Source organism: Wohlfahrtiimonas sp. G9077 (assembly GCF_002252155.1).
Taxonomy (GTDB): domain Bacteria; phylum Pseudomonadota; class Gammaproteobacteria; order Cardiobacteriales; family Wohlfahrtiimonadaceae; genus Wohlfahrtiimonas.
This window is the reverse complement of record NZ_NEFD01000002.1, coordinates 190,272-205,519: the sequence shown is the minus strand read 5'-3', so window position 1 is coordinate 205,519 and position 15,248 is coordinate 190,272. Positions and strand designations below refer to the sequence as shown.

The 15,248-nt window shown below is 45.1% G+C and carries 16 protein-coding genes; 11 read left to right on the top strand and 5 right to left on the bottom strand.

The window, feature by feature from the left end; translation table 11 throughout:
• Window positions 1-13 precede the first annotated feature (13 nt).
• The 5 genes from B9T20_RS04250 to aas are packed head-to-tail and all read right to left on the bottom strand — an operon-like array spanning window position 14 to window position 4,888.
• Window positions 14-541 (bottom strand): hypothetical protein, encoded by a 528-nt coding sequence (locus B9T20_RS04250; RefSeq protein ID WP_094489958.1) that lies wholly within the window; start codon window positions 539-541, stop codon window positions 14-16.
• A complete protein-coding gene (locus tag B9T20_RS04245) occupies window positions 541-915 on the bottom strand; it encodes a hypothetical protein (RefSeq protein WP_233491571.1) in 375 nt (124 codons plus the stop codon). The genes B9T20_RS04250 and B9T20_RS04245 overlap by 1 nt, the downstream gene beginning before the upstream one ends.
• Before the next feature lie 48 nt (window positions 916-963).
• Window positions 964-1,569, bottom strand: a complete 606-nt coding sequence (locus B9T20_RS04240) for a DUF922 domain-containing protein (RefSeq protein ID WP_233491568.1) — start codon at window positions 1,567-1,569, stop codon at window positions 964-966.
• Between the two features lie 8 nt (window positions 1,570-1,577).
• Window positions 1,578-2,762, bottom strand: coding sequence for a lysophospholipid transporter LplT (gene lplT, locus B9T20_RS04235; RefSeq protein ID WP_094489956.1), 1,185 nt, complete (start codon window positions 2,760-2,762; stop codon window positions 1,578-1,580).
• Window positions 2,759-4,888, bottom strand: a complete 2,130-nt coding sequence (gene aas / locus B9T20_RS04230) for a bifunctional acyl-ACP--phospholipid O-acyltransferase/long-chain-fatty-acid--ACP ligase (protein ID WP_094489955.1) — start codon at window positions 4,886-4,888, stop codon at window positions 2,759-2,761. The genes lplT and aas overlap by 4 nt, the downstream gene beginning before the upstream one ends.
• Window positions 4,889-5,076: 188 nt before the next feature.
• Here aas and B9T20_RS04225 point away from each other — a divergent pair, with 188 nt between their 5' ends.
• From B9T20_RS04225 to B9T20_RS04175, 11 genes are all read left to right on the top strand, one after another.
• Window positions 5,077-5,595: a dihydrofolate reductase gene (locus B9T20_RS04225; protein ID WP_094489954.1), complete on the top strand. Its 519-nt coding sequence runs from the start codon at window positions 5,077-5,079 to the stop codon at window positions 5,593-5,595.
• A 102-nt stretch (window positions 5,596-5,697) separates the two neighbouring features.
• Window positions 5,698-6,438: a heme ABC transporter permease CcmC gene (gene ccmC, locus B9T20_RS04220; RefSeq protein ID WP_008315463.1), complete on the top strand. Its 741-nt coding sequence runs from the start codon at window positions 5,698-5,700 to the stop codon at window positions 6,436-6,438.
• A gap of 14 nt (window positions 6,439-6,452) precedes the next feature.
• Entirely contained in the window at window positions 6,453-6,626 is a 174-nt protein-coding gene (ccmD, locus tag B9T20_RS04215) for a heme exporter protein CcmD (protein WP_008315464.1), read from the top strand.
• Window positions 6,623-7,093 carry a cytochrome c maturation protein CcmE gene (ccmE, locus tag B9T20_RS04210; protein ID WP_008315465.1) on the top strand — a complete coding sequence of 157 codons (471 nt, stop codon included), beginning with the start codon at window positions 6,623-6,625 and terminating at the stop codon, window positions 7,091-7,093. Before ccmD ends, ccmE begins: the two co-directional genes overlap by 4 nt.
• Window positions 7,094-7,095: 2 nt before the next feature.
• Entirely contained in the window at window positions 7,096-9,078 is a 1,983-nt protein-coding gene (locus B9T20_RS04205) for a heme lyase CcmF/NrfE family subunit (protein ID WP_094489953.1), read from the top strand.
• A gap of 9 nt (window positions 9,079-9,087) precedes the next feature.
• Entirely contained in the window at window positions 9,088-9,639 is a 552-nt protein-coding gene (locus B9T20_RS04200) for a DsbE family thiol:disulfide interchange protein (RefSeq protein ID WP_094489952.1), read from the top strand.
• Window positions 9,639-10,097: a cytochrome c-type biogenesis protein gene (locus B9T20_RS04195; protein ID WP_094489951.1), complete on the top strand. Its 459-nt coding sequence runs from the start codon at window positions 9,639-9,641 to the stop codon at window positions 10,095-10,097. Before B9T20_RS04200 ends, B9T20_RS04195 begins: the two co-directional genes overlap by 1 nt.
• Complete coding sequence (gene ccmI / locus B9T20_RS04190; RefSeq protein ID WP_094489950.1) at window positions 10,094-11,821, top strand: c-type cytochrome biogenesis protein CcmI; 1,728 nt, start codon at window positions 10,094-10,096, stop codon at window positions 11,819-11,821. The genes B9T20_RS04195 and ccmI overlap by 4 nt, the downstream gene beginning before the upstream one ends.
• The gene (gene ccmA / locus B9T20_RS04185; RefSeq protein ID WP_094489949.1) at window positions 11,821-12,456 is read left to right on the top strand and encodes a cytochrome c biogenesis heme-transporting ATPase CcmA; all 636 of its coding nucleotides are present in this window, start codon (window positions 11,821-11,823) and stop codon (window positions 12,454-12,456) included. The genes ccmI and ccmA overlap by 1 nt, the downstream gene beginning before the upstream one ends.
• A gap of 9 nt (window positions 12,457-12,465) precedes the next feature.
• Window positions 12,466-13,134: a heme exporter protein CcmB gene (gene ccmB / locus B9T20_RS04180; RefSeq protein WP_008315474.1), complete on the top strand. Its 669-nt coding sequence runs from the start codon at window positions 12,466-12,468 to the stop codon at window positions 13,132-13,134.
• A 15-nt stretch (window positions 13,135-13,149) separates the two neighbouring features.
• Window positions 13,150-15,246: an ATP-binding protein gene (locus B9T20_RS04175; RefSeq protein ID WP_094489948.1), complete on the top strand. Its 2,097-nt coding sequence runs from the start codon at window positions 13,150-13,152 to the stop codon at window positions 15,244-15,246.
• Window positions 15,247-15,248 lie beyond the last annotated feature (2 nt).

Below are 15,248 nucleotides of genomic sequence, written 5' to 3'. Positions count from 1 at the left end.
ATTTTTATCCACATTATGGTTTTTTCGCAGGTTGAGCCGGCGCTGCCATCACTGAGCTGATCACGCTGAATGTATCGAGCACTTGCGCAATGATTGTGGTGCGATACATGCGATAACGCTTTTCTTGTGGATTTAAACCCAAATTTTGGATCACATAATACACTTGTCCATTGCCAGAAAACTCCCCTTTCATCTTGAGGTTTTTCCACTCTCCGCCATCAGCAATCTTTGAAGGCGCTTTACCTTCTCGCATCTCTGTCACAGCTTTATTGAGTGCATTTTCTGAAATGGCATCACACAAAACACCTGTTTCTGTTGTGCACTCTTTCCATGCATTGTCTACGCTGATTTGAGTCTCTTCAATCTGATTCAAAGCACGCATGGCAAGATCTTCCGTTTCTTGCTTAAAGCTCACATACTGAACACTTCTAGTGACACTGGTGTTTTGCTGATACAGTCCTAAACCAATAACGGCAAAAATGATCAACATGATCAACGTAATGTATAAGATGAATCCTTGTTGTTTTTGAAGTATACGCATTATTTATTAGGCTCCGGTTCACGACGGCTATCATCAAGCACCACTGTGTAAGGTGTTTTAATGGCGGGATCATCTAAATCAATAATCGTGATGATTGGGCCATTAACTGTCACATCTTTTAATAATGCATTGGCCGTCTTTTTCAGTGCCGCAACCGACGCAGGATCTAACACATTATTGTCTTTTGGCTGTAAATTGAGGCGATCTGTAAAATCGGCAATCAAAATGGGCACTGCCATCTCTGTGCGAACTTCACCAAGATCCTTGACTGCTCTGTTTTGTAATTTCACAAGCCCCACCAATGCGATGGAAAAAATGGCCAGCGAGATTAAAAACTCCAACAGAAATGAGCCTTGTTGTCTTTTTATTGTCATCTTACCCTCTGAGTATAATTCGGCATACGGCGGCTATGATAACAAAAATTAATCACCTTCGTCATCACTGTGACGCTCACAGAATGAAAGATCAAATGCCACACCATAGCTGTCGCAATCATAGGCAAGATTCACCGCCTCAATTTGTGCTAAGGTTTTGCCCATTTCTTGATTTATCTCATGAAATAATGCGCTGCACATCTCATCATCGGCCAGATTCAAATCTTTCAAACGCTCCTCATAGGACAATAGCGCTTGTTGCCAAAGCGTTTGATGGTGCCATTCATGGGCTTTAAGGGCGCGATACTCTTGTGTGAAAGCCGCGTGCTGTTCACTTGAACCGGCGAACAACGTGGGTAAAACCATCTCACCATTTAATGACACCACTAAATCCGTCAATACGCAGCGCTGACTGCTCGCCTCATAATGATACGCCAATGATGCAAGTGTGACTGAACCTACATAACTGCTCACGGCATGATGTTGATCACTGACCAATGATTGCGCTAAATTCGGCACATCTTTAGCCGCCGTTAAGATGGCATCATCGATTGATTGCCCATCTTCGATGACAACCGGATAATGAATGATCTCTAAATTCACTTCCACCGCTAAAAGTGGCGCGCACATGCTCAATGCAAGCAGTGCACTCAATGCGCGCTTCATGTGCGATGGCGGTGCAAATGGATAAAGAGCCCCACAACACCGAACATAAAAAAGAGGCCAAAACTCACCATCAAGGCAAGAACGGGCACTTGATACGCTGCCAATGCACCAAAGATCAACATCATCAGGATCATGACGCTGTTTTCTGCAAAATTTTGTACAGCGATCGCAGTGCCTGTGCTTTTAAAAGATTGCCCGCGGGTTTGCAGCAAGGCATTCATTGGAATCACAAATAAACCGCCCATTGCACCAATCAACATCAACAAAGCATACACCCACACAATCTCAGTTTGATGGGCGAACACCACACACAAAATACCCATCATCAAGCCTGCCCATAAGCAATAACGCAAACGCTCAATGGTGATGAAAAGCGCTGCAAACAGTGCACCCACCACAATGCCAATGCTGACAATCGCACTTAAAGCTGCCACCATTTCTGTGCCGCCGCCTAACACTTCGCGCACCCAATCATTGAGCAATAAACGTAACGTGGTGGCAGCGCCCCAAAATAGGCTGGTGCCCAAAATGGCAAAACGCGCGCCAGGATCTCTCAGTAAGCACCATAAAATCTCACCAAAGCTTTTGAGCAATGCGCTAGGCGTAAAGCTGTCATGACGCGCACGTTTAATTTTCGGAATGAACACATTAAAGATTAAGGCAACGCCATACATTAAGCCTGCAAATAAAAAAGCCATCGTCATATTCCATTCTGCCAATAAGCCGCCCACATACGCGCCCAATAATATGGCTAAAATGGTGGAACCTTCCACCAATCCATTGACTTTAACCAATAAACGCGTTGTCACCAATTCACTTAAAATGCCAAATTTCGCAGGTGAATAGATCGCCGCGCCAATGCCCACAATGGCATATGCCACAAATGGTGATGCCCCCATGAATAACAGCGCGACACCCAACAATTTTGCACCATTGCCCAGCATTAACACCCTGGATTTTGACTGATTGTCCGCAAATAATCCCACAAAGGGAGCCAGCAAAATATATGCCGCTAAAAAGCACGCTTGCAATAGATACGTGCTCTCTTTTAATGCACCTAAATGGTCGAGCAATTCTAGGAGGGCAAAAAAGAGTGCATTGTCCGCCAATGCTGAGAAAAACTGCGCATTGACAACGCTCAATACGCCCCGATTGAATAAACGATCCGACACTTTTGTCATACGCTCTCTTCCATCACCTGTTGATTTAATGCAGCATAATCCACCTTGCCTGAGCCAAGCAAGGCAATCTCTTTGACAAAACGCACATCACGCGCCACTGATAATTCAGATAAACCAAGCTCTTTTGCCAATGTGCTCACTGTTTTGCGATCAATTTCATCCGCAGTAGTGAATAAGACAATCGCCTCACCTTTGCTCTCATCTTTGCGTACCACAGCTGCATGATCATGCTCGGGATATGCCAATTTAAACAGGCGCTCTGTGGTTTCTAATGTCACCATTTCACCCGCAATCTTCGCAAAGCGTTTGACGCGCCCCTTGATGGTTAAATACCCTTCTTCATCCATGGCCACCACATCACCCGTGTTGTACCAACCTTTTTCACCTTGATATTCCGTTGGCACCAATTGATTCGGCGCATTGTAAAAGAGATAACCTTTCATCACATTGCCACCTTGAACGATCAATTGCCCGCCTTCTGCGATGCCATCTATGGTTTCTAAACGAGCGCGCATGCCTGGCAAAATTTTACCAATGGTGTTCTCTTTATAACTCATCGGCACATTGATCGAGATCACAGGGGAACATTCAGTCGCACCATAACCTTCTAAAATGCGGATGCCAAACTTTTCTGACCACACATCACGCACCGATTCAGACAAGCGCTCGGCGCCTGCCACCACATAACGCAATGTGCGAAAATCATACGGATTGGCAAAGCGTGCATAATTTTGTAAAAATGTGGAGGTGCCAAAGAGAACCGTTGCGCCCGTGTCATACACCAACTCTGGAATGACGCGATAATGAAGCGGCGATGGATACAAAAAGATGCGGCAACCCGAACGTAAACCCAAAAGCGTGCCTGCCGTTAAACCAAAAGCATGGAAAATCGGTAACGCTGAAAGGAAAATATCTTTTGTGGTGAAATCTGCCACCGTAAAGAGCTGCTCCACATTCGTCAATAATGAACGGTTGGTATGTACAACGCCTTTAGGTTTACCTTCAGAGCCTGATGTGAATAAAATCACAGCTTCTGCATCCGGGTCAGGTTCAGGCAAATAACGCTTGGGCATGAGTTTTGCTTTCACCACCCAAAGTTTATCCTCGGTTGTAATTGCTTTACGTAAATCTTCTGCATACACCCAATGGATCTCAGGGAATGCTGCCACTAAATGTGTCAAATTGCCTTTCTCTAAAAAGATGCGTGACGTTAAAATGGTTTTCACATTCGCAGCTGTGATCGCAGCATTCATACCATCTACGCCTGCGGTGTAATTCAATAATGCAGAAACGCGACCCGTTAAATTGAGCGCCATAATCGTTGCAACTGAGCCGCTGGCATTGGGCAGTAATACGCCCACATGTTCATTTTTTTCTGTCAAACGCTCAACAATGCGGCTGATGCCTAAAATCTTGGTGATGAACTGCCCATAAGATTCAGGTTTACGCTGAATGTCTTCTAAACAGATGGTGTCCATCCCAAAGCGACGCGCCGATTGTAGCACCATGTCAAACAAGGAAGTCGGCGCAAAAATCGCAATGCGCATCTCCATCATCAATTCATGGGTGTATTTTGCCAAATATTGGCGGCGCGCCTTGCCATGCAAATGCTCTGGCGTTGGCACATTAATCGGTGCACCCATCGTAATGGCGATGGGCGTAAATAGGCGCTGCTTCACCAATCCTTTTAAGCGGCTGAAATAGGAGTATTCTGCACCCTCTAGCATCACCGGAATCAAAGGCACTTTTGCTTTACTCGCCACAAAGGCTGCCCCTTCGTAAATCTTCATCAGGCTGCCTGTCAACGTGATGCGCCCCTCTGGAAAGATCACAATGGTGCGGCCGCTGGCCACCACTTTTGTCAGCAATTTAACAGACATCGGGTGCAAAGGATCAACGGTTACATGGTCAATGAATTTTAAAAAGGGTTTAAAATACCAACGATTGGCAATGTCAGTGTTGATCACAAACAATGGCTGCTGCGGTAAAAAGACGCCTAGAAGCACGCCATCTAAAAAGGACTGATGGTTACACACCACAACGCCATGGGTTTGACATGCTTGTGGGTCGAGCTTTGTTTGAATGTTAAAGAAAAGCTTAAAAATGACTCTTAAAATTGTTCTCATAAATTTGACCATGCAGAATAATAAAACAGTGTTTAGTTTAAAAGATTTTAAATATTAATCAATGTTTATTTGAAGATTTTTTGCCTGCACTACCATCTGTCAATGCAAGCACTGTAATCTAATTGACCATGTTCAGCACCATATTTTTCAGTATAATCGCGCCTCATCTATTCATTTATGAGGATCATATGTCGTCTTCAACCCTCTCTTTAATCGTGGCGATTGCCAATAATGGCACCATTGGCATCAACAACCGTTTGCCCTGGCACTTGCCTGATGACTTAGGATTTTTCAAACAAAACACTGTGGGTAAACCCATCATCATGGGACGAAAAACCTATGAATCTTTAGGCCGCCCATTGCCAAAACGCCCAAACATCGTGATCAGCTCACAAAGCGCCCCTGAAAATTTGCCAGAAAATGTCCATTACTTTACAGATTTAATGACAGCGATAGAAACTTTTAATGATGCGCCTGAAATCATGATCATTGGTGGTGCCCAGCTTTATCGCGCAGCCATCCCGATGATGAATCGTTTATATGTCACGCGTGTAGATGCAGACATTATGGGGGATACACAACTGCCTGAAATCCTCAACTTACCGTTTGACGCAGCCACTTTAGTGAGCCGTGAACATCATCCTATGGATGAAAAACATGCCCACCCATTTACCTTTGAAATCTGGGATTTTCCCTCACAAAACTAATTTGTAAACCTTCTGTAAATTGACGGGGAATCCGTTTTTAGCTACTGCAAAATTTAGCAACTTCGCTATAATTGTGCATTATGTTTTTAAATCGAGTGAATTATGGCTGTGACCACCAAAAAAGTCAGTTGGTATAAAAAATATGCCAGCTATAAATACTATGTGCCATTGGCCAATGCCATTGCGCCTTATTGCTTATGGCTCAGTTTAATCTTGGGCATTGTGGGTTTAACTTTGGGCTTAGGCTTTGCCCCAGCTGATTATCAACAAGGCAACAGCTTTCGCATCATCTACATTCATGTGCCTGCCGCGATGCTCTCTACTGCGCTATACATCACCATGGCGGTGATGAGTTTATGCTTTTTGATTTGGCGCGTTAAACTGTTAACGTTAGTGGTCAGAAGCATTGCCGTTGTGGGCGCAACCTGTACGCTTATCGCCTTGGTCACCGGTGCCATTTGGGGCGCGCCCACATGGGGCACTTGGTGGGTTTGGGACATTCGCTTAACCTCAGAGTTGCTCTTACTCTTTTTCTACATTGGCTACATTGCCTTTGACCATGCGATCGAAGATCGCCAAACGGCAGATATTTTTACCTCCATCCTTGCAGTGATCGGCATTGCGGTGGCCATTTTAGTGAAAGTTTCTGTCTTTTTCTTTAACTCGCTTCATCAAAAGAGTACAGTCTTTGCCTCTGGCGGACCGTCGATTCAGATGGAGATGTTTTTACCACTGATTTTAATGATCTTAGCTTATGGCCTCTTTACTTCAGGGTATGTGCTCAAAAAGAGCGTGAACCTCATCTATAAAGAGAAACTCATGAAGCACTATTTAAATCAATAACCCACGGAGTATCTATGACATTTGCATTTGGGAGCTTTGCAGAATTTCTGCAAATGGGGAAGCATGGTCTCTACGTCTGGTTAAGCTACGGATTCTTTTTGATCTGTCTGCTCAGCCTTGTGATTCCGCTACTGAGCGAGAATAAAAAATTACGCAACACTATGAAACAAGAGGGGATTGACTCATGACGCCAAAGCAAAAACAACGTGCCATCATTGTGGTGGGTTTAGTGGTGATTACCTTAGCCGCCATTGGTTTACTCATTTATGCATCAAGAAGTGAACTCAACTATTACTATTCGCCTGTGGAAGTTAAAGAAGGCAAAGCACCTGTAGATCGTTCCATTCGCATTGGCGGACTTGTGGCACCAGGCTCATTGGTGAAAAGTGACGAAGTGATTGACGTGGCCTTTGACATCATGGATGGTCAAGATCGCGTGCATGTCACCTATGACAAAATGTTGCCAGACTTATTCCGCGAAGGTCAAGGCGTGATTGCAACAGGTGTATTAGATGACAATCATCACTTCACCGCCACAGAAATCCTTGCAAAACACGATGAAACCTATATGCCACCTGAAGTGAAAGCTTCACTTGAAAAATCAGGCATCGTGATTGATGAAAACTCTAGACACCCCGGCGCTCCGAAGGAATAAGCATGCTACCCATTGGTGAATTAACACTTTACGTTGCGCTCGCGACAGCGCTTTTATTGCTCTTTCTGCCGTTGATCGGACTTGTGACACACAACACAAAACTGATGCAAACGGCCAAACCGCTAACCTTATGGCTCTTTGTGCTGCTGCTCACCTCGTTTGTGAGTTTAGGTTATGCGTTTTATACCAATGACTTCAGTTATGCGTATGTTTTTAGTAACTCAAACACGCAACTGCCGGCCATTTTCCGCCTAACGGCCATTTGGGGTAGCCATGAAGGTTCGATGTTATTGTGGGTCTTCACGCTCTCTTTATGGATGTTTGTGGCGATCTTCTTTATGCGTAAATTACCCATCGAATTGACGGCCACCACGCTCGCGATTTTAGGCGCCATCATCGCCTCTTTCATCGCCTTTGTGATCTTCACATCCAACCCATTTGAACGCGCCATTAACAGCATTGTCTTTGATGGCCGCGACTTAAATCCATTATTGCAAGACGTTGGGCTCATCATTCATCCACCGTTACTCTATATGGGCTATGTGGGCTTTGCCATTCCGTATGCGTTTGTCTGTGCCATTTTAATCAATGGTTACATTGACCGCACAACGGTGCGTTGGTTGCGCCCTTGGGTATTGGCCGCTTGGGGCTTTTTAACCCTCGGCATCACCGTTGGCAGCTGGTGGGCTTACTATGAATTGGGCTGGGGCGGCTGGTGGTTCTGGGATCCTGTGGAAAACGCATCCCTCATTCCTTGGATTTTATCCACCGCTTTATTGCACTCATTGATCACTACAGAAAAACGCCAAGTCTTCTCCGTTTGGTCTGTGCTGATGGCGATCCTTTGCTTCTCATTGAGTGTATTGGGCACATTCTTGGTACGCTCAGGCGTGTTGACTTCGGTGCATTCATTTGCTGCCGATCCTCGTCGCGGTGCCATCATCCTCATCATTTTAGCCTGCGTTGTGATCTTTGGGATTGCATTGTTACTCATGCGCTCAAGCCGCATTCGTCAACACAATGACGTGGCGCTCTTTTCGCGTGAAACAGGCATTTTACTCAACAATATTTTCTTATCTGTGGTGTGCTTTATTGTGGTGCTCGGCACCCTTTATCCGCTCATCGTGGACATGCTGCAAATCGGTAAAATCTCTGTGGGGCCAAACTTCTTTAATAAAACCGTCAATCCATTGGCGATGATTTTATTGGTGATCCTTGGCATCACGCCGCTTGTGCGCTACAAGAAAGATCAATTGAGCCGCATTCGTAAGCCTCTGATCATCATGGCCATTGCCGCTGTGATCATGGGCCCATTATCAAATGCTGCGTATGTTTTATATGTCAATGGTTTATTACCCGCGGGCCACGCTGATCGCATGCCAATCATCAATCCAATGGTGACATTGAGCCTCATTTTATGTTACTGGGTCTTTTTCGGCATTTTGGCTGAAATTGCGATGCACAAACCCCGCAATGCAAGCTTCATTAAAGGCTTCTTTACGCAGTCCATGTCCCGCGTTGCCATGAACTTAGGTCACTTAGGTGTTGTGGTCACCATCGTGGGCATTACGATGACCAGTTACTACAGCGTTGAAGCGGATCGTTTACTCAAAGTTGGGCAAACTGAAGTGGTGCAAGGCTATGAATTTAAGCTGGAGAATTTAGAAAACATCAAAGGCCCGAACTACTTTGCCACCAAAGGCACCTTCTCTGTGAGCTACCAAGGCAAATTCTTACGCATGATGCATCCTGAAAAACGCATCTATGCAGCCAGCGGCATGCCCATCAGTGAAGTGGCACTGCGTGCTTCTCTCTTTGATGATCTCTACATTGCATTGGCAGAAGAGCGCCCTGGTCAAAGCTGGGCCATTCGCTTGTATGTCAAACCTTTCATTCGTTGGATTTGGTTAGGCGGCGTGATCATCTCGATTGCAGCGCTATTGGCCATGTTGGCATTGCGCCGTCCTGAACGTGCGGAAAAATAGGAGAATTGTATGAAAAAGCCTGTCATCATCGCCATCACCGTGAGCGTATTGGTTGTGATCTTTGCCTTCTTCTTCATCACCCTTGGCAATGATCCGAGCAAATTGCCCTCCACGCGTGAAGGCAAACCTGTGCCAGAGTTCAGCGCCAGTAAATTGGTGGAACCTGGGCACATTGCAGAAATCATCACCAATGAAGACATCAAAGGCCCTGCCCTACTCAATGTTTGGGCGACATGGTGCCCAACGTGCCGTGATGAACATGCCACCCTCAATGTGTTAAAAGATCAAGGCGTGCGCATTTATGGCGTCAATTATAAAGATGATCCTGAAAAAGCATATGAATGGCTCGAAGAACTTGGCAACCCTTATCTGTTTAACTTTTTGGACATGAGCGGCGCCGTTGGCATTGAGCTTGGCGTTTATGGCGCACCGGAAACTTACTTCATCGATCAAAACAATGTAATCCATTATCGTCACGTGGGCGCAATTTTGCCTGAGATTTGGGAAACGCAACTGAAAGCCATCTATGAAGAGATCATGCAAACAGGAGATCCATCGTAATGAGAGTATTGTTATCGATGCTGCTGCTCATCAGCAGTTTGACCTTGGCCAATGTCAATGTGTATAACTTTTCTGACAAAGTGCAAGAGACTCGTTTTAATCACTTAATCACCGATTTACGCTGTCCGAAATGCCAAAATCAGAACTTAGCCGATTCAGATGCGCCGCTTGCGAAAGATTTAAAAGATCGCGTTTATTTAATGATCAACGATGGCCGCAGTGACAGTGAAATCCTAACCTTTATGGTGGATCGCTACGGTGATTTCGTGCTGTATACGCCCCCTGTCAAACCCATCACTTGGTTTTTATGGTTTGGCCCTGCGGTGATTTTATTACTTGTGCTCATCATTGTCTTTGCGCGCCGTAAAAAGCCCACCGAGGAAGTTGTTCAGCCCTTATCACCTTCAGAAGCCCAGCAACTTTCTGAGCTGTTAAATAAAAAGGATTTGCACCCATGATTTTTATTTCCATCATCCTCTTTGTCTTGACGATGCTCATCATCTTTTATCCGCTGTTTCAAACCAAAACAGCCGCAGAGCCAACGCTGCAAGATGTCTATACCAAAAACTATTTGGCCACCGAAGCGCGCTTGAAAAAGAGTTTAGACAATGGCGTGATCACGCAAACACAATATGATCAACAACAAGCAGAAGCGGCTCGTGATCTCTTAAAGCTCACACAAAAGCATCAAAGCAAATTGTCTAATGGTGCGCGCACCGCGATTTCTGTGGTGGCATTGATTTTTCCTGTGGCGGCCATTGGCGGCTTTTGGGCGCATTCCTACACACAAGATGTGCAAGAGTATGATCAAAAACGCAGTGAACTCACCCCTGAGTTACAAGCTTGGTTAGATCGCATTCCAGAGAGTGAATTAGAAACCTTTAAAAGCATTGTGGAAGTGGAGCCGCAGCCACCTAAACCAGAATTGTTTGAAGATTTGCGTTATGTGTTCCCAACGCTCTTTTACATGAGTGCAAAACAAACCCATGACAATCCAAAACTTTTAAAACTGTTGGGTAAACTTGCCTACAGCGCACAATGGACACCGGGCACACTCGATGCTTATAACCGCGTCTTGGCGTTGTCACCAAATGATTACATTGCCAATGTTTCGGTGTTAGAAGTCGACCTACAAAATGCGAAAAAGAAAATTCCTAAACGTTTGGTTGAACGCTTAGATCACTTTTTCACTATGTATCCTAACGACACTTATTTACGCATTTTGTACGCAGAAGCCCTCTATGAGCGCGGACAATTTAAAGAGTCCATCGCCCAATGGAAAGAGATGCGTGACTTATTGGCCAAAAGCGCAAAAGGCAATCCGCAAGGTGAGCAAGCGCTCAAAACTTTGGACACATTCATTGCGTCAATCGAGCAAGGCATGATGGAAACTGCACAAGTGCGTAACTTTGATGTCAAAACGGCGCTCGATGCCCCAATTGATTGGCAAAACATCACATCCCCGCTCATCATGACCCTTTACATGATGGACTTTGAAGACAACACACCGATTGCCTTTAAAGAAAGTTTAATTGCCCCGAATCAAACGGTGCCTGCTCAAATGGTGCTCAATGATTTTAACCGCTTTGATGCTGTCACAACGCCGATTCGTAACTTTGAGCATTTGGCTGTATTTGGCACCTTAAAACCCGTCGATGGCGATGAAATTCTGTATCTCACCGATGTGGTTGAATTGCCAAAAGGTGCTTATGAAAGTGCCATTACCTTCATGCCAAGCAGTGAAGCTTCCCCCATCAATGATGTGATGCAAAAAACCATCGATGCGGCCAAAGCCAAAACCGCTGCCCGTTACTTAGTGCAAGTCAATGCGCCCGATGTGGATTTAAGCACATTGCCTGAGAGCGCACGTTTAACCCTCTTCATTTCCCAAGAAGGTTCACGCATGCCGCTTGCCGCAAAAGCCATTGATTCAGCAAACAGCTTAACGTTTCCTTTAACCATTGAGATCACTGATCAAGATCGCTTAATGGCCGGTAATCCAAGCTTATTTGCCACCCCAAATTTAACTGTGGGCGCGCGCTTAAGCCAAGGCTCTGAAGCCGTTGGTCAAGCCGGTGACATCGAAAGCGTGAAAATGCCGATTGCACCTGAGCATTCCAGCGTTATTTTAACGCTTGATCAAATCCGTGAAACCTCTAAAACCTCACCGGTGGCCCCATAATGTTTGATGATTTCACCTTACAGATTGACCAAGTGAGCGCAACGCGCAATTATCGCAAAGTGTTCTCACCGGTCACATTAACCCTCAAAAATGGCGACAGCCTCTACATTGAAGGGGAAAATGGTGCAGGTAAAACCACATTTTTACGCGTGATTGCCGGTTTAAACAGCATCTATCAAGGTGAAATCATCTTCAATGGCCTCAATCGCAAAGAGCTTGCCCATACGTATCATCGTCATATTTTGTACGTTGGGCACGCCCTTGGCTTAAAAGATGATCTGACCGCTTATGAAAACATTGATGCAATGCTCAAAATCCAAGGCATTGAACGCTCAGAGGCGGAAATTTTATCGGTGTTTGAAACCTTATTAATCCCCACGCAAAACCGTGCAATGCGCTACTTATCGGCCGGACAACGCCGCCGCGTTGCACTCTCTCGCCTGTGGCTTGAACCAAAAGCCATCTGGATTTTAGATGAACCCTTCACCGCTTTAGATAAGCGCTCTGTGGCGATTTTAGAAGATGCCATCACTGAACATCATCAACAAAATGGCGCCATCCTCTTCACTTCTCATCAAACGCCTTCAGAAGGTGTGTATAATAAGCACGAAATGATAGAGAGTTATAGGAAATAGATCAGCCTCATGAGTGTTTTTACCGCGGTCATCAAACGTGACCTTCAATTAGGCATGCGCCAACGCTCGGAATTGCTCACCCCCATGATCTTCTTTTTGATTGTGGTGAGTCTTTTTCCGCTCGGTTTAGGGTTAGACAATCAAAAAGTACTCCATGAAGTTTCGCCCGCCATTTTATGGATTGGCGCGCTGCTCTCAAACATGCTCATTATGGATCGCCTTTTTAAAAGTGATTATGATGATGGCTCCCTTGAACAGTTGATGATCTCAGGCTCGCCACTTGTGGTTGTGGTGCTCGCTAAAATCGTTGCCCATTGGTGTTTAACGGCGCTGCCCCTCATCATTGTTTCCCCTATTTTGGGCTTAATGCTCTATTTCTCGGTGCCAGATGCCCTTGAAACCACATTTTTACTGCTCATCGGCACGCCTGTCTTGAGCTGCATCGGCGCCATTTGCACCGCACTCACCCTACAACTCAAGCGCGCAGGTTTACTCCTTAGCATCATCGCCTTGCCGCTCTTTTTACCTGTTTTAATTTTTGGTGTGCAAGCCACATTACGCATCATCGAAGGCCATTCTGTGGTTGGTTTTTATGCCGTATTCGCCGCCCTTGATTTGATCGCCCTTGCTGCTGCACCATTGATTACAGCTTTTGCGTTACGCATCAGTCTTCATTAAAATTTCGAGTGTTACATGACAACCAAAAAAACTACCACGCCCGCTTTGGACTATCCACAACAATTGTCACCAATTGTGCATGCTTGGATTTTGACCACCATTTTAGATTTAGGTGGGCATCGTGAATTCATTCATAAAGATTTCTTCAGTGATGATCAACTGGCCACCGCCATCGGTTTAGATAAATGGCTCAATTGTAAGCCGCCGTTAAACCGTGCGGACATCCTCAAAACCTTGCGTGATCAACAACAAAAACTATTGAATGATCCGGCAACGTTTGCAACGCCTTACAATCTTGATCTGACCCACAACTTAGACAATCTCAAAGCCCTCATTCATTTATCGGATGTGGAATGTGCGCTCTTAGAGTTCACACTCATCACGTACAATGAGCCTTTGCTTAATAATGCGTTAGATCAACTTGGCGCAATCAGCTCAGATCAACTCAATCGCATTTTGGCATTTTTATTGCAAAAAACACCGCAAGAGATTCAAGCGGCGCTCTCCTCAAATGGCGCCCTTGCCCGCACAGGTTTAATGCGCGTGCATCATGGTCCTTCGCTCTTTTTCCGTGGCAAAATTGATTTGTTGTCCCGCAATTTCATTGAAGCGATGTTCTCCCATGAAACGACGCCTTATAACATCCTCAAAGATGTGGTCTCTAAAAGTAAGCCCACGGATTTGTCTTTAGACAATTTTGGCTACTTAAAAACTGAGCTCAATATTTTGGTGCCCTATTTACAGCACGCGCTTGATCACAACCAAAAAGGCGTCAACATCCTCATTTATGGTGAGCCTGGCACAGGTAAAACAGAGCTTGCGCGCACATTGGTGGAGCATTTTCAAGTGGCAGCATATGAAGTTGTCTCTGAATCCATTCATGGCGAAGGCGTGGAAAAAGGCGAGCAACGCTTATATGCCTATTTAGCGGCACAAAACTTCTTTTGTAATCAAAAATCGCTGATCATTTTTGATGAAATTGAGGATGTCTTTTTTGATGCAGGCGCAGATGGATTACCAAATTTCTCTAAAGCGTGGTTCAACCATATTTTAGAAACCAATCAGATCCCCACCATTTGGATCTGTAATGATACGTATGACATTGATCCTGCCATCATTCGCCGTTTTGATTTTACTTTCCATTTAGCTTCTCCGCCAAAATCTGAACGTAAAGCGATGCTTGAATCTGCCTTAAAAGGCAAACTCAGCCCCAATACATTAAATACGCTTGCCCTGTCTAAAGCGTTGGTGCCTGCCATCATTGATCGCACCGCAAAAGTGCTCAACACCATTTATGATGATGTGGCAGAAAACTTTGATGAAGCGGCCACCACAATCATCAATGGCACCTTAAAAGCCCAAGGCAACCCTGAAATTCGCGTGGCCAAAATTGGTGGGCTCAGTGACATTTATAATCCTGCCTTCACCAACACGGATTCAAATTTAGCCCTCCTTGCAGAACGCTTAAAAGTGTTCAACGAAGCGCGCATCTGTTTATATGGTGCTTCTGGCACCGGTAAATCTGCATTTGCGCACTATTTAGCGGACTATTTGAATAAGCCTCTTCTCATCAAAAAAGTTTCTGACTTGATGGATAAATATGTGGGGGAAACGGAAAAGCAAATCGCCGAAGCCTTCTATGAAGCCACCACAACCGGCGCCATTTTATTGATGGATGAAGTGGACAGCTTTTTACGGGATCGCCGCTCTGCGCAGCAAAATTATGAGATTACGATGGTCAATGAGATGCTCACGCAAATGGAAGAATTCTCCGGCATTTTCATCGCCACCACCAACTTAATGGATCATCTTGATCAAGCGATGCTCCGCCGTTTTGACTTTAAAGTGAAATTTGATTACTTAAAAGCGGATCAAGCTTGGCTCCTCTTTAATGAACAATGCCGCTATTTGGGTTTTCAATCTGTGGACATGAATTTAGAGGCTGAGTTTAAGAAAATGACGCGTTTGACGCCGGGGGATTTTGCCATCTCTGCCCGTCAAGCGAAATTGGGTGTCATCACAACGCCAGAAGAGATCGTCACGCAATTGGTTAAAGAGAATACACTCAAAGAATCAAAAGGCACCACCATTGGGTTTGTGCAAAATAAATAGAT

Bases quoted from the DNA above. Each gene is read 5' to 3' on its own strand.
- ccmC (WP_008315463.1), top strand. From the start codon at position 5,698: ATGGCTGTGACCACCAAAAAAGTCAGTTGGTATAAAAAATATGCCAGC.
- B9T20_RS04250 (WP_094489958.1), bottom strand. From the start codon at position 541: ATGCGTATACTTCAAAAACAACAAGGATTCATCTTATACATTACGTTG.
- ccmB (WP_008315474.1), top strand. From the start codon at position 12,466: ATGAGTGTTTTTACCGCGGTCATCAAACGTGACCTTCAATTAGGCATG.
- ccmI (WP_094489950.1), top strand. From the start codon at position 10,094: ATGATTTTTATTTCCATCATCCTCTTTGTCTTGACGATGCTCATCATC.
- B9T20_RS04175 (WP_094489948.1), top strand. From the start codon at position 13,150: ATGACAACCAAAAAAACTACCACGCCCGCTTTGGACTATCCACAACAA.
- B9T20_RS04225 (WP_094489954.1), top strand. From the start codon at position 5,077: ATGTCGTCTTCAACCCTCTCTTTAATCGTGGCGATTGCCAATAATGGC.
- B9T20_RS04195 (WP_094489951.1), top strand. From the start codon at position 9,639: ATGAGAGTATTGTTATCGATGCTGCTGCTCATCAGCAGTTTGACCTTG.
- aas (WP_094489955.1), bottom strand. From the start codon at position 4,888: ATGAGAACAATTTTAAGAGTCATTTTTAAGCTTTTCTTTAACATTCAA.
- B9T20_RS04205 (WP_094489953.1), top strand. From the start codon at position 7,096: ATGCTACCCATTGGTGAATTAACACTTTACGTTGCGCTCGCGACAGCG.
- B9T20_RS04245 (WP_233491571.1), bottom strand. From the start codon at position 915: ATGACAATAAAAAGACAACAAGGCTCATTTCTGTTGGAGTTTTTAATC.
- lplT (WP_094489956.1), bottom strand. From the start codon at position 2,762: ATGACAAAAGTGTCGGATCGTTTATTCAATCGGGGCGTATTGAGCGTT.
- B9T20_RS04200 (WP_094489952.1), top strand. From the start codon at position 9,088: ATGAAAAAGCCTGTCATCATCGCCATCACCGTGAGCGTATTGGTTGTG.
- ccmA (WP_094489949.1), top strand. From the start codon at position 11,821: ATGTTTGATGATTTCACCTTACAGATTGACCAAGTGAGCGCAACGCGC.
- ccmE (WP_008315465.1), top strand. From the start codon at position 6,623: ATGACGCCAAAGCAAAAACAACGTGCCATCATTGTGGTGGGTTTAGTG.
- ccmD (WP_008315464.1), top strand. From the start codon at position 6,453: ATGACATTTGCATTTGGGAGCTTTGCAGAATTTCTGCAAATGGGGAAG.